The organism is Burkholderia sp. MSMB1588 (assembly GCF_001546925.1).
Classification (GTDB): Bacteria; Pseudomonadota; Gammaproteobacteria; order Burkholderiales; family Burkholderiaceae; genus Burkholderia; species Burkholderia humptydooensis.
Genome location: NZ_LNJS01000001.1, coordinates 2,030,500 through 2,043,652 on the forward strand (window position 1 = coordinate 2,030,500; position 13,153 = coordinate 2,043,652).

Genomic DNA, 13,153 nt, shown 5'->3' on the forward strand with positions numbered 1-13,153 from the left:
GCCGCTCAGATCTCGATCTTCGTGCCGAGCTCGACGACGCGGTTCGCCGGGATCGCGAAGAAATCGGTCGGCTTCGCGGCGTTCTGATGCATCCACGCGAACACGCGCTCGCGCCAGATCGACATGCCCGGCAGATGGGTCGGCACGACGGTTTCGCGCGCGAGGAAGAACGACGTGTCCATCAGCTCGAACGTCATTCCGCGCTGACGCGCGACCTCCTCGAGCACCGCCTTCACGTCCGGCGTTTCGTTGAAGCCGTATTCCGCCTTGACGATGTAGAGTCCTTCACCCGCATCGTGAATCGTCACCCGTTCGTCGTCCTTCACATACGGGATGTCGCGCGTGACGAATGTCATGAAGATGGTCCGCTCGTGCAGCACCTTGTTGTGCTTCAGGTTGTGCAGAAGGCTCACAGGCACCAGCGTGTCGTTGCCCGTCAGATAGATCGCCGTGCCCGACACGCGGTGCGGCGGATGCGCGAGCAGCCCCTGAAGGAACGGCGCGAGTGGAATGCCGTCGGCGGCGGTGCGCTCCTTGACGATATGACGGCCCTTGTACCAGGTCATCAACAGGAAGAACAGCAGCGCGCCGATGCCGAGCGGCAGCCAGCCGCCCTGCTCGACCTTCAGCAGGTTCGCGCCGAAGAAGCCGAGGTCGACGACGAGGAACACGCCGATGATCACCGCGACGAGCAGCTTGTTCCAGTTCCAGACCTTCACCATCACGACCGCGGCGAGGATCGTCGTGATCACCATCGTCGCCGTCACCGCGATGCCGTACGCGGCCGCGAGGTTGTCGGAACTCTTGAAGCCGATCACGATGCAGAGGATCACGAACAGCAGCAGCCAGTTGACGACGGGCACGTAGATCTGCCCGATCGCGAGCTCGGACGTATGCAGGATCTTCATCCGCGGCACGTAGCCGAGCTGGATGGCCTGGCTCGTCAGCGAATACGCGCCCGAGATCACCGCCTGCGACGCGATGACGGTCGCAACCGTCGACAGCACGACGAGCGGCAGCGCCGCCCATTGCGGCGCGAGCAGGAAGAACGGATTCTCGATCGCCTTCGGATCGAGCAGCAGCAGCGCGCCCTGGCCGAAGTAGTTGAGCACGAGCGACGGCATCACGAGCACGTATGCGGCGAGCCGGATCGGCTTCGCGCCGAAGTGCCCCATGTCCGCGTAGAGCGCTTCCGCGCCCGTCAACACGAGCACGACGGAGCCGAGCACCACGTACGCGAGCAGCACGTGCTCGGACATGAACGAGAACGCGTAGTATGGATTGATCGCCCGGACGATCATCGGCGCGCGCGCGATGTGATAGACGCCGAGCGCGGCGATCGTCACGAACCAGAGCACCATGATCGGGCCGAACAGCTTGCCGACCATCGCCGTGCCGTGCCGCTGAATCCAGAACAGCGCGATCAGGATCACGATCGTGATCGGCAGCACGAGGTGCGACAGTTGCGGCGTCGCAACCTCGAGGCCCTCGACCGCCGACATCACCGAGATCGCGGGCGTGATCACCGCGTCGCCGTAGAACATGCACGCGCCGAAGATGCCGAGCGCCATCATCAGGCCGGTGATACGCGACTTCGGATTCAGCGGCCGCAGCGACAGCGCCATCAGCGCGAGCACGCCGCCCTCGCCGTTGTTGTCGGCACGCATCACGAACAGCACGTACTTGATGCCGACGACGAGAATGATCGCCCAGAACAGGAGCGAGATCACACCGAGGATCGAGCTCGGCGTGAGAGGAATGCCGTGTGCCGGACTGAACGCTTCCTTGAGCGAGTACAGCGGGCTCGTGCCGATGTCGCCGAAAACCACGCCGATTGCTGCAATCGCGAGCGATTGCAGCGAATGCTGGCGCATGGACGAGTGATTCGTGTCGGTCATAAAAGCGGGATAAATCCGTGCTGGGGTCGGAAAAACGAGCGCTACTCTAACTGGGCACGCAAAAATGCCGCCCACTGACGTTGTCGGCACACCACTTGCTGCGGCGCGCCAAGTGTAGCATGGGGGCACGATGCCTCCTGCCGCGATGGGGCGTCATGATAGCCGGGCGCGGGCGCCGCGCCTACCCTCTCGCGCGATTCTTCGGATACCGTAAAGAAGACGTAAAAGATCGAACGCACCCCCTAAAAAAAAACGGCGCCATCGAGGCGCCGTTTCCGGTGCGACATCCCGCGCGCTTATGCGGCGGACGTGTCGTCGCGCTGCGCGTTGCCGCGCTTGATCCACGCCGCGAGATTGTGCGGACGCACGGTATCCCATTCTTCGAATGGCTGATGAATCCACGGATTCGTCGGCAGATACTGGACGTGATAATCGGGCTTCACCTTCGAGCAGCCCTTGTACCAGAGCACGGCCGAGCGCACGGCCGTCACGGCCGGATAGCGCTCCTTCAGATGCTGCTGGACGCGCGCGAGCGTCACGCCCGAATCGACGAGATCGTCGACGAGCAGCACGTTGCCCGTCAGTTCGCCGCGCGTCATCGTGATGTACTGCGCGATATCGAGATCGCCCTGCTGCGTGCCCGCCGCCTCGCGATACGAGCTCGTCGCGAGAATCGCGAGCGGCAGATCGTAGATGCGCGAGAGCTGATCGCCGACGCGCAGCCCGCCGCGCGCGAGGCACAGGATCTTGTCGAACTTCCACCCGGAATCGTGCACGGCGAGCGCGAGCATCTCGATCAGCCGGTGGTATTCGTCCCAGCCGACCCAGAGATTCTTGTCGTCGTTGCGCGGATCGGACATCTTGAGCGCGGTCATGAGGTTCTGCGTCATCGGCGATTTACACCTTGAACGGATGACGCAGCAGGATCGTCTCGTCGCGATCCGGGCCCGTGGACACCATGTCGATCGGCACGCCGGCCACTTCCTGCACGCGCGCGAGGTACGCGCGCGCGTTCTCGGGCAGCGCGTTCCACGAGCTGATGCCGACCGTGCTTTCCTTCCAGCCGCCGAACGTCTCGTAGACAGGCTCGCAGCGAGCGACTTCGGCCGCGCCGCGCGGCAGCAGATCAGCGTCTTCGCCGTCGATCTTGTAGCCGACGCACAGCTTCACTTCGTCAAGGCCGTCGAGCACGTCGAGCTTCGTCATGCACAGGCCCGACACGCCGTTGATCTGGATCGAGCGGCGCAGCGCGGCCGCGTCGAGCCAGCCGGTGCGGCGCGGACGGCCCGTGACGGAGCCGAATTCCTTGCCGACGTTCGCGAGCGTGATCCCGATCTGATCCTGGCGGCTCGGATTGTCCGCGTCGTACAGTTCGCTCGGGAACGGGCCCGAGCCGACGCGCGTGCAATACGCCTTCGTGATGCCGAGGATGTAGTTGAGCTTCTGCGGGCCGACGCCCGCGCCCGCCGCCGCCGCGCCCGCGACGCAGTTGCTCGACGTGACGAACGGATAGGTGCCGTGATCGATGTCGAGCAGCGTGCCCTGCGCGCCTTCGAACAGCAGGTTGCGGCCCGCGTGGTTTTCTTCGTACAGGCGGCGCGACACGTCCGCGACCATCGGCTTCAGGCGATCCGCGTAGCCGAGCATCGTATCGAGCGTCGCCTGGAAATCGACGGCCGCGCCGCCGAGATACTGCGTCAGCACGAAATTGTGGAAGTCGAGATTCTCGCGCAGGCGATCGGCGAACGTTCTCGCGTCGAACAGGTCTTGCACGCGCAGCGCGCGGCGGCCGACCTTGTCCTCGTACGCGGGGCCGATGCCGCGGCCCGTCGTGCCGATCTTGCCCGCGCCGCGGCGCGCTTCGCGCGCCTGGTCGATCGCGATGTGATACGGGAGGATCAGCGTCGCCGCCTCGGAAATGAACAGGCGCTCGCGAACGGAAAGACCGGCCTCTTCCAGCTCGCCGATTTCCTTGAACAGTGCCTCGGGGGACAGGACGACGCCGTTGCCGATGTAGCAGGCAACGCCTTCGCGCATGATGCCCGACGGGATGAGGCGCAAGATGGTTTTCTTGCCGCCGATGATGAGGGTGTGGCCGGCGTTGTGGCCGCCCTGGAAACGCACGACGCCCTGAGCGTGGTCCGTCAGCCAGTCGACGATCTTGCCTTTGCCTTCATCACCCCATTGAGTCCCCACGACGACGACGTTGCGCCCGGGAGTCACGTTCACTGCGCTGGCAGACATGTTGATTCGTTAGCTGGTTAAAAACGTATTCTACCTAGGTTCGCCGCCGGCTCCGAATTTTTCCGTTTCGCTTCAACGACATTGCACGCTGGACGCGCATCGGAAGCCCGGTGGCGCAACACGTTCAGCGGGGCTCGACCACCCACGCGCCGTCGCGCTCGACGAGCGCGCGATCGCATGCGAATTCGTCGAGCACGTGATCGTGCCCCGGCAGCGCCTGGATCACGACCTCGCCCGCGTCGCGCAGCGCGCCCACCGCCGCGCGCAGCGCGTCGTCCTGTTTCCACGGCGCGAGAATCGCGGCGCCGCGCGCCTCGACCGGCGAGATCCGCGCGATTTCGCGCAGGTCGAGCGAAAAGCCCGTCGCCGGACGCGCGCGGCCGTAAGCCTGGCCGACGTGGTCGTAGCGGCCGCCGTGCGCGACCGCGTTCGGCACGCCGTCGACGTACGCGGCGAACATCGCGCCGCTGTGATACGCGTAGCCGCGCAGATCGGCGAGATCGATCGCGACCTCGGCGTCCTTCACCTGCGCGACGAGATGCGCGAGATCGTCGAGCGCGCGGGCGATCTCCGGCAGCGCCGGCAACTGGCGGCGCGCCTCGTCGAGCACCGACGCGTCGCCGTACAGGCGCGGCAGCGCACGCAGCGCGGCGCGCGTATCGGCGCCGAGGTCGTCGGTCAGCTCGGTGAGGCGCGGCACGTCCTTGCCGGCGAGCGCGTCGTAGAGCGCCTCGCCGCGCTCGGCCGCGACCGCATCGCGCGCGAAGAGCGCGGCCAGCACGCCCGCGTGACAGAGGTCGAGCCGGATTTTCTTCAGGCCGGTCAGGTGCAGCGCATCGAGCATCAGTTGCTGGATCTCCTGATCGGCCTCGAGGCCCGCATGCCCGTAGATTTCCGCGCCGATCTGCAACTGCTCGCGGCTCGCGTGCAGCCCGCGCGGACGCGTGTGCAGCACGGGGCCCGCATAGCAGAGGCGCGTCACGCCCTGGCGGTTCAGCAGGTGCGCGTCGATCCGCGCGACCTGCGGCGTCATGTCGGCGCGCAAGCCGAGCGTGCGGCCCGACACCTGATCGACGAGCTTGAACGTGCGCAGGCGCAGTTCGTTGCCGCCGCTCGTCAGCAGCGACTCCAGATACTCGAGGAGCGGCGGCATGACCATCTCGTAGCCGTACGAACGAAAGCGGTCGAGCAGCCTGCGACGCAGCTCCTCGATCTTGCGCGCCTCCGACGGCAGCACGTCGGCAATATTCTCGGGAAGTAACCAGGTCGACATCGTGGCGGTCCTACGACAGGAAACACGGCGCGCGCGTCGCGCGCCTCGGATTGGAATCGGGTCGGCGCCCGGCGCCTCGGCGGATGGCCGGGCGGCGCCGAACGGGCGCAAGCGGCCGGATCAGGTGACGAGCAGAAGCAGCGCGAGCCCGAGCGCCATCACGATGAACCCGCCGATCCGGATATGGTGCGGGGGCCGCTCCGCTATTCTACGGAACGTGTCGCGCCATGCGCTCGGAAACACGAACGGAAAGGCGCCCTCGATGATGAGCATCAGCGCGAGAGCGAGCAGTAACGAGCCAGCGAGATCCATGCAGACGACGACGCCCCTTGCACATCAACGGTTGCGGGGCGCGGCAGCCGGCGCCGCGGCGCCGCCCGTCGGGCTGCGCATGAAGCGGAAGAACTCGCTGTCCGGATCGACGACGATCACGTCGTTCGGCTTGAAGCTGTTCCGATACGCCTGCAGGCTCGCGTAGAACTGGTAGAACTGCGGATCGCGGCCGAACGCGTCGGCGGCGATCGACGCGGCCTTCGCGTCGCCCTCGCCCTTGATCGACTGCGCGGATTTGTAGCCTTCCGCGAGAATCGTCTGCTGCTGCCGGGCCGCGTCCGCCTTGATTTCTTCCGCCTGCGCCGCACCTTCCGCGCGCTCGCGCTCGGCCTCGCGCTGCAGCTCGGCCGTCATCCGCTGATACGCGCCGTCCGCCTGCGCGGCGGGCAGGTCGACGCGCGTCAGTTGCACGTCGACGACGTCGATGCCGAGCGGCGCCGCGTCGGCCTGCAGCGCGCGCTTCGCATCGTCGGCGATCGCACGCTGGCTGCCGAGCGCGTCGTCGAGATCGCGCTTCGCGAACGCGGCGCCGAGCGCGCCCCTGGCCGCCGCCGTCAGGCGATCGACCTCGCCGCGCGGCGCGCCGCCCGTCTCCCTGTAGTACTTGAGCACGTCGGCGATCCGGTATTTGACGACGGGGCTCACGAGCACGTCGCTCTTGTCCTTCGTCGCGAGGCTCAGCGGATCGGCCGAGTCGAGCGTCTGCACGCGGACGTCGACGAGCGTCGCCGTCTGCAACGGCTGCGGCAGCTTGAAATGCAGGCCGGGGCCGGCGAGCGCCGGCGTGTCGCCGTCGCGCGACGACAGCACGGCCGTATGGCGCGGATCGACGACGAGCACCGTCGACGAAGCCACCAGCGCGACGATGACGATCGCTACGACGAGCGCGATGATTCGGTTCATGTAAAGCGCTCCTCGTTACTGCAGATCGTCGGTGCGCGAACGGCTGCGGAACGCCTCGCGCGAGCGCAGCGAATCGCTGCCGGACGCCGGGCTCGCCGCGGCGGGCGCCGACGCGCGCGGCGCGCTCGCGGCAGCCGCGGCCGATGCCGGCGCGGAAAACGCGGGCGTGGGCGCTTGCGCGCCGCTCGCAGGCGTCGCGGCGGCGGCGCTCGCCGCCTCGGCCGCGCGCTGGCGCCCCGCCTCGACGATCTTGTCGAGCGGCAGATACAGCACGCTGTTGCCCGCCTTGTTGCCGACGTACACCTTCGTCGTGTTCGAATAGATCTCCTGCATCGTCTCGAGGTACATCCGCTCGCGAATCACCGCGGGCGCCTTCGAGTACTGCGCGTAGACCTGCTTGAAGCGCTCCGCGTCGCCCTCGGCCTGCGCGGCGACGCGCTCGGCGTAAGACTTCGCGTCGTCGACCATCTTCGCCGCGTCGCCCTGCGCGCGCGGCAGCAATTCGCTCGCATACGCCTGCGCGGCGTTCTTCGCGGCCTCGCTGTCCTGGCGCGCCTTCGCGATGTCGTCGACGGCCGCCTGCACCTGCTCGGGGGGCGCCACGCTCTGCACGGTCACGCCGGTCACGACGAGGCCCGTGCGATAGCGGTCGAGGTCGCGCTGGATCGCCTTCGCGAGCGCATCGCGCAGCGCGTCGCGATCCTGCGCGAGCACGTCTTCAGCACGCTTCGCGCCGACAATCTCGCGCACCGCCGCCTGTGCGGCCTGCGACACGCTGCGCTCGGGGTCGACGGCGCGAAACAGGTAATCGGTCGGGGACCCGACCCGATATTGAACGGCGAAACGCACGTCGACGATGTCGGCATCGCGCGTGAGCATCGACGCGTCCTTCACGTTCGCGAGCCGCACGACGTTGTTGCGACCGATCTCGATCGAGCGCACCTGCGCGGTGTCGACGATCTCGTGCGATTCGAACGGATACGGCAGGCGCCAGTGAACGCCGTCGCCGACCGAGCCTTTGTATTCGCCGAAGCGCAGCACGACGCCCGTCTGGCCATCCTGAACGATGAAGATGCCGCTGCCGAGATAGATCGCGATCAGCACGCCCGTGACAATGCCAACGCCGACGCGCGCGGCACGCCCGTTGTCGGGACGAAAGCCGTTGTTGCCGCCGCCCTTGCCGCCGAACCAGCCGCTCAGGCGACGGTTGAAGTTCCGCCACATTTCGTCGAGATCCGGGGGGCCGTCGTCGCGCCCGTTCGGGCGTTTCGATTCGTTCGCGCGCGGCTTGTCGCCGTTGCCGCCGCGTCCCCAGCGGGGATCGTTGATCGACAGCAAGGCGCGCATTCGCCGCCAGGTACTCCGCTCGTTGTAATCGTTCACCTGTATTTGTTCACCAGATTGGAGCAACTCGATCGGCCGCAGCCGTCAGCGCCCGTGTTCGGAAACCGGGTGGTCTTCGTGTGGTTGCGCCGGCGCGCCGCCGAGCGGCACGGCGCCGACAAGATGTTCCGCGGTAGCGATCTCGGCGATGGCGGCACGCAGCGAATCCAGACCCTGGCCCGTGCGCGCGCTCAAAAAGACGCGCGAAATATTACCATACTCGTCCCGCTCGACCGCGCCGCCGCGGGCCGCGAGCTCGGGCACCGCATCGATCTTGTTGAACACGAGAACCTGGCGGATCGAGTCCGCCCCGATTTCGCGCAGCACGTCGTTGACCTGCTCGATCTGCTCGAGCCGCACCGCGCTCGACGCGTCGACGACGTGCAGCAGCAGATCCGCGTGGATCGTCTCCTCGAGCGTCGCGCGAAACGCCGCGACGAGTTGGTGCGGCAGTTCGCGAATGAAGCCGACGGTATCGGACACGACGATCTGCCCGACCTCGTCGCCGAGATACACGCGCCGCGACGTCGTGTCGAGCGTCGCGAACAACTGGTCGGCCGCATAGGCCTGCGCTTTCGTCAGCGCATTGAAGAGCGTCGATTTGCCCGCGTTCGTATAGCCGACGAGCGACACCGACATCGCGCCGCTGCGCGCGCGCTGCCGGCGCTGCGTGTGATGCTGGCGGCGCAGCCTGTCGAGCCGCGACTTCAGCATCTTGATGCGCTCGCCGATCAGCCGGCGGTCGGTTTCGAGCTGCGTTTCGCCGGGGCCGCGCAGGCCGATGCCACCCTTTTGCCGCTCGAGGTGGGTCCAGGCCCGAATCAGCCGGGTCGCGAGATACTGCAGTTGCGCGAGCTCGACCTGCAATTTGCCTTCGTGGCTGCGCGCGCGTTGCGCGAAGATGTCGAGAATGAGGCTCGTGCGGTCGACGACGCGCCGATTAAGCATTCGCTCCAGATTGCGTTGCTGGGCGGGTGCGAGCGCGTGATTGAAGATGACAATTTCTACGTCGTTCGCTTCGCAGGCAAGCCGCAGTTCCTCGGCTTTGCCGCTGCCGACGAACATCGCGGCGTCGGGACTCGCGCGGCGGCCCGTCAGCGTGACGGCGGGATGGGCGCCCGCGCTGGAGGCGAGCAGGCTGAGTTCTTCGAGACTGGCTTCGAAATCGGTCTTGCCGAAATCGATGCCCACTAACGCTGCGTTGATCAAATTATCGGACGTCAAGATAAGGCGGCTGGCATCGGCTGCCGGCGGCGACGCAAGCCAGCCGCGGCATGGGTTAGGACGCTGCTTCCGCATCCGGGTGGAAGTTCACCGGACGCGCCGGCACGACCGTCGAAATGGCGTGCTTGTAAACCATCTGGGTAACTGTGTTCCGGAGCAACACGACGTACTGGTCGAACGATTCAATGTTCCCTTGGAGCTTGATGCCGTTGACGAGATAGATCGAAACCGGCACGTGCTCTTTACGCAGTGCGTTCAAAAACGGGTCTTGTAACAATTGCCCTTTGTTGCTCATGGCGTACTCCATCTTTTTTGCAGGTTGAACTAGATTGGGGCGAAGAAAAAGAGAGCCGCCGCCAATCGCTACACTATAGCCGATTTTGTCCGCCCCGCCCGGCTCTGCCGACCGGCCGACGCGGCGCGCGCCGCTCAGTCCTTGTCGGCATACGGGTTCGTCGACGAGCGGAACTCTATGCGCAATGGAGTGCCCGTCAGCGAGAAAGTTTCTCGGAAACGATTCTCGAGATAGCGCTTGTACGTTTCCGTCACGGCGTCGAGCGCGTTGCCGTGGATCACGATGATGGGCGGGTTCTGTCCGCCCTGGTGCGCATAGCGCAGCTTCGGCCGCACCGGGCCGCGGCGGCGCGGCTGCTGGAACTCGACCGCCTCGATCAGCGCGCGCGTGAGCTTCGGCGTCGGCAGTTTCTTCATCGCGGCCGCATACGCGTCGTCGACCGAGCGCATCAGCGCGCCGATGCCCGTCTTCTCCGCCGCCGAGATGAAGTGGAACTTCGCGAAATCGAGGAATTTCAGCTTGCGCGCGAGATCCGCCTTCGTGCGCTCGCGCACGTGCGGGTCGAGCCCGTCCCACTTGTTCACGCCGACGACGAGCGCGCGCCCCTGCTCGACGACGAAGCCCGCGATGTGCGCGTCCTGGTCGGAGATGTCCTGCTGCGCATCGAGCAGCAGAATGACGACGTTCGCGTCGGAGATCGACTGCAGCGTCTTCACGACCGAGAACTTCTCGATCGCCTCGAACACCTTGCCGCGGCGGCGCAGGCCCGCCGTGTCGATCAGCGTGTACTGCTTGCCGTTGCGCTCGAAATCGACGTAGATCGAATCGCGCGTCGTGCCCGGCATGTCGAATGCGATCACGCGGTCTTCGCCGATCAGCGTGTTGACGAGCGTCGATTTGCCGACGTTCGGCCGGCCGACGATCGCGATCTTGGTGCCGCGCGCGGCGGCGTCCTCTTCGCTCTCTTCCGGCTGGCCCGCGTACGCGCCTTCGAGCGCCTCGTTGATCATGTCGGTCACGCCGTCGCCATGCGCGGCCGAGATCGCGCGCGGGTCGCCCAGGCCGAGCTCGTAGAAATCCGACGCGACCGCCGTGTATTTCATCCCCTCGGCCTTGTTGACGACGAGGAAGATCGGCCGGCCGGTCTTGCGCAGGTAATCGGCGATCGACTTGTCCTGCGGCGCGAGGCCGTTGCGTCCGTCGACGATGAACACGACGACGTCCGCCTCCTCGACCGCCTGACGCGTCTGCCGCGCCATCTCGTGCAGGATGCCGTCCTTCGCGACGGGCTCGAAGCCGCCCGTGTCGACGACGAGGTACGGCCGCGCGCCGACCCGCCCCTCGCCGTAATGGCGATCGCGCGTCAAGCCGGGCAGATCGGCGACCAGCGCATCGCGCGAGCGCGTGAGCCGGTTGAACAGCGTGGATTTCCCCACATTGGGGCGCCCAACGAGGGCAATGACCGGTTTCATCTGATGATGTCGTCTACGTGAAACGCAGCGGCGGTGAGCCCGCATGCCGCAGGCGGCTGCGCTTGATGGAAATTAGCACGAATTCGCGCCGCGTCGGCGCGCAGGCGGCGGCATACGTGTCGCGCCGCTCATTTTTTTCGATTCGCTCCCGGCTGCCCGCCGATCGCGCGATGCCGCGCCGCCGGGCCGCGCCCGCCCGGCCAACGCCGAGCGCGCGCGCAAAAAATGCGACGCGCGGCCGGCTAAGCGCACGGCCGCGCGAAAAACGTCGCGCGCTTAGCGCGGACGGAAACCGTATACGCCGCCGTCCTGCGTCAGGACGACGAGCGTGTTGCCGGCGAGCACGGGCGCCGCGGCGATCGCGCTGCCGTCCGTCTTCATCCGGGCGACGAACGTGCCGTCGTCGCGCGACAGGAAGTGCACGAAGCCCTTGTAATCGCCGAGCACGACCGCGCGGCCGAGCAGGTACGGCACGCCGACGTCGCGGCTCTTCAGCTTGTCGTTGCGCCAGAGCTCCTTGCCCGTCGCGACGTCGTAAGCCGACACGACCGACCAGTCGTCGCCGCCCGCGACGGCCGTATCGTCCTGCGCGACGCCACTGCGGCTCGAAAACGCCTTTTCCCACAGCGGGCGGCCCGAGTTCGCATCGAAGCAGCCGAGCTGGCCCTGGAACGTCACCGCGCACGTCTCGGCGCCGACGAGCGTCGGCGCGCCCGTCACGTCATTGATCCGCTCGACTTCGGTCACGCCCTTCGGAAACGACACGGGCGTCTGCCAGAACGGCTCGCCCGTCTGCAGGTTCAACGCGACGAGGCCGCCGCCCGGGAAGCCCGCGAGCACCGCGGCGTCGCCCGCGAACGTCATGCCGGCCGACACGCGTAGGTTGAGCGGCACCGCGCGGTTGCGGTAAGTCCACTTCTGCTCGCCCGTCTGCGCGGCGAATGCGATCACCTGGCCGTCGATCGTGCGCACGATCACGAGACCGTTGCCGACGAGCGGCGGCGAGAAGATCTCGCCCTGCACGGTGCTCTTCCACAACTGCTTGCCGTCCGGGCCGAGCACGAACACGCCGCCCTTCAGCGCGCCGACCGCGGTCAGGTTGCCGTCGCTGCCGACGCCCGCCGACAGGTCGGAGCCGATCTTCGCGCGCCAGACTTCCTGGCCCGTCTTCGCGTCGATCTTCTCGACCGAACCGTTCGCGCCGGCGACATACACCGCATCGCCCACCGCGACGGGCGAGAACGAATAGCGACCGCCCTTGCCGACGCTCGCCTTCCACACCTGCTGCACGTCGAGCACGGGTTTGAACTCGGTGAGCGGCGTCGGCACGCGGCGCGCGTCCTTCGTTGACGAACAGGCCGCGAGAACCAGGACGGCCGCCGCGCAGGCAACGGGTGCAGCGTAACGTTTCAGCAGATTCATCGATAGCGAAGCAAAGTTAAGTTGTAAAACGAAAGCGTGGGCGCTCAGCCGCCGAGCGCGTCCAGCTTGAACTGCACGAGTTGACGAGCGGATGCGTCGTCCTTCGGCAGCGCGTCGAGCGCGAGCTTGTACGCCGCCTTCGCATCGTCGCTCTTGCCTTGCGCGGCGAGCAGATCGCCGCGGCGATCGGCGACGGCGCCCTTGAACGCGTCCGAAGGCGTGCCCGACAGCAGCGCGAGGCCCGCATCGTACGCCTTCTCGTCGAGCAGCAACGACGCGAGGCGAAGCTTCGCGATCTGCTTGTACTCGTCGTCCTTCGCGTGATCGGCGGCCCACTGCAGTTGCGCCTTCGCGCCCGCCGCATCGCCCGCGCCGTACAGCGCCTTCGCCGCCTCGAGCGCCGTCATCTGCGCATAGGCGGTGCCGCCGAACTTGTCTTCCATGTCGGACGCGACGCGCGAGACCTTCGCCTTGTCGTTCGACTGGACGGCCTGCTGCACCTGCTCATAGAGCACGGCCGCCTGAGACGCCTGACGGCGCTGCCAGTAGTTCCAGCCGTTCCAGGCGGCCGCGGCGGCAAGAACGGCGATCGCGATCCAGGTCGTCAGATCGCCCCACCGGGCCCACCACGCCTTCAGGTTTTCAATCGATTCTTGTTCGTCGTGATAACTCATCGCCTAGCGATTCCTTCCTGTACACGCTTTTT

Annotated in this window: 12 protein-coding genes and 1 pseudogene; 1 reads left to right on the top strand and 12 read right to left on the bottom strand. The window is 66.7% G+C overall.

Annotated elements, in window-relative coordinates; genetic code table 11:
- Positions 1-5 precede the first annotated feature (5 nt).
- Complete coding sequence (locus WS92_RS20905) at positions 6-1,898, bottom strand: potassium transporter Kup (RefSeq protein ID WP_009912138.1); 1,893 nt, start codon at positions 1,896-1,898, stop codon at positions 6-8.
- Here WS92_RS20905 and WS92_RS32840 point away from each other — a divergent pair.
- A pseudogene (locus WS92_RS32840) lies at positions 1,863-2,057 on the top strand (hypothetical protein). The gene WS92_RS20905 and the pseudogene WS92_RS32840 overlap by 36 nt on opposite strands.
- A gap of 137 nt (positions 2,058-2,194) precedes the next feature.
- Here WS92_RS32840 and WS92_RS20910 read toward each other — a convergent pair.
- From WS92_RS20910 to WS92_RS20960, 11 genes are all read right to left on the bottom strand, one after another.
- The gene (locus WS92_RS20910; protein WP_059934673.1) at positions 2,195-2,788 is read right to left on the bottom strand and encodes a phosphoribosyltransferase; all 594 of its coding nucleotides are present in this window, start codon (positions 2,786-2,788) and stop codon (positions 2,195-2,197) included.
- A 7-nt stretch (positions 2,789-2,795) separates the two neighbouring features.
- Entirely contained in the window at positions 2,796-4,142 is a 1,347-nt protein-coding gene (locus WS92_RS20915) for an adenylosuccinate synthase (RefSeq protein WP_059934672.1), read from the bottom strand.
- Positions 4,143-4,266: 124 nt separating this feature from the next.
- The gene (locus WS92_RS20920) at positions 4,267-5,415 is read right to left on the bottom strand and encodes an ATP phosphoribosyltransferase regulatory subunit (protein WP_015600991.1); all 1,149 of its coding nucleotides are present in this window, start codon (positions 5,413-5,415) and stop codon (positions 4,267-4,269) included.
- Positions 5,416-5,535: 120 nt separating this feature from the next.
- Positions 5,536-5,727, bottom strand: a complete 192-nt coding sequence (locus WS92_RS20925; RefSeq protein WP_006026956.1) for a DUF2065 domain-containing protein — start codon at positions 5,725-5,727, stop codon at positions 5,536-5,538.
- A gap of 24 nt (positions 5,728-5,751) precedes the next feature.
- Entirely contained in the window at positions 5,752-6,651 is a 900-nt protein-coding gene (gene hflC, locus WS92_RS20930; RefSeq protein ID WP_006026957.1) for a protease modulator HflC, read from the bottom strand.
- Positions 6,652-6,666: 15 nt separating this feature from the next.
- A complete protein-coding gene (gene hflK / locus WS92_RS20935; protein ID WP_041861656.1) occupies positions 6,667-8,034 on the bottom strand; it encodes an FtsH protease activity modulator HflK in 1,368 nt (455 codons plus the stop codon).
- A 45-nt stretch (positions 8,035-8,079) separates the two neighbouring features.
- Positions 8,080-9,243: a GTPase HflX gene (gene hflX / locus WS92_RS20940; RefSeq protein WP_170963104.1), complete on the bottom strand. Its 1,164-nt coding sequence runs from the start codon at positions 9,241-9,243 to the stop codon at positions 8,080-8,082.
- Positions 9,244-9,313: 70 nt separating this feature from the next.
- Complete coding sequence (gene hfq, locus WS92_RS20945; protein WP_004192796.1) at positions 9,314-9,553, bottom strand: RNA chaperone Hfq; 240 nt, start codon at positions 9,551-9,553, stop codon at positions 9,314-9,316.
- A gap of 134 nt (positions 9,554-9,687) precedes the next feature.
- Positions 9,688-11,025, bottom strand: a complete 1,338-nt coding sequence (der, locus tag WS92_RS20950; protein WP_059934671.1) for a ribosome biogenesis GTPase Der — start codon at positions 11,023-11,025, stop codon at positions 9,688-9,690.
- A 276-nt stretch (positions 11,026-11,301) separates the two neighbouring features.
- Entirely contained in the window at positions 11,302-12,447 is a 1,146-nt protein-coding gene (gene bamB, locus WS92_RS20955; protein WP_006026962.1) for an outer membrane protein assembly factor BamB, read from the bottom strand.
- A gap of 44 nt (positions 12,448-12,491) precedes the next feature.
- Positions 12,492-13,121, bottom strand: a complete 630-nt coding sequence (locus tag WS92_RS20960; protein WP_006026963.1) for a tetratricopeptide repeat protein — start codon at positions 13,119-13,121, stop codon at positions 12,492-12,494.
- Between the last annotated feature and the right edge of the window lie 32 nt (positions 13,122-13,153).

Bases quoted from the DNA above. Each gene is read 5' to 3' on its own strand.
- WS92_RS20910 (WP_059934673.1), bottom strand. From the start codon at position 2,788: ATGACGCAGAACCTCATGACCGCGCTCAAGATGTCCGATCCGCGCAAC.
- WS92_RS20905 (WP_009912138.1), bottom strand. From the start codon at position 1,898: ATGACCGACACGAATCACTCGTCCATGCGCCAGCATTCGCTGCAATCG.
- WS92_RS20915 (WP_059934672.1), bottom strand. From the start codon at position 4,142: ATGTCTGCCAGCGCAGTGAACGTGACTCCCGGGCGCAACGTCGTCGTC.
- WS92_RS20960 (WP_006026963.1), bottom strand. From the start codon at position 13,121: ATGAGTTATCACGACGAACAAGAATCGATTGAAAACCTGAAGGCGTGG.
- hfq (WP_004192796.1), bottom strand. From the start codon at position 9,553: ATGAGCAACAAAGGGCAATTGTTACAAGACCCGTTTTTGAACGCACTG.
- hflC (WP_006026957.1), bottom strand. From the start codon at position 6,651: ATGAACCGAATCATCGCGCTCGTCGTAGCGATCGTCATCGTCGCGCTG.
- bamB (WP_006026962.1), bottom strand. From the start codon at position 12,447: ATGAATCTGCTGAAACGTTACGCTGCACCCGTTGCCTGCGCGGCGGCC.
- WS92_RS20920 (WP_015600991.1), bottom strand. From the start codon at position 5,415: ATGTCGACCTGGTTACTTCCCGAGAATATTGCCGACGTGCTGCCGTCG.
- WS92_RS20925 (WP_006026956.1), bottom strand. From the start codon at position 5,727: ATGGATCTCGCTGGCTCGTTACTGCTCGCTCTCGCGCTGATGCTCATC.
- der (WP_059934671.1), bottom strand. From the start codon at position 11,025: ATGAAACCGGTCATTGCCCTCGTTGGGCGCCCCAATGTGGGGAAATCC.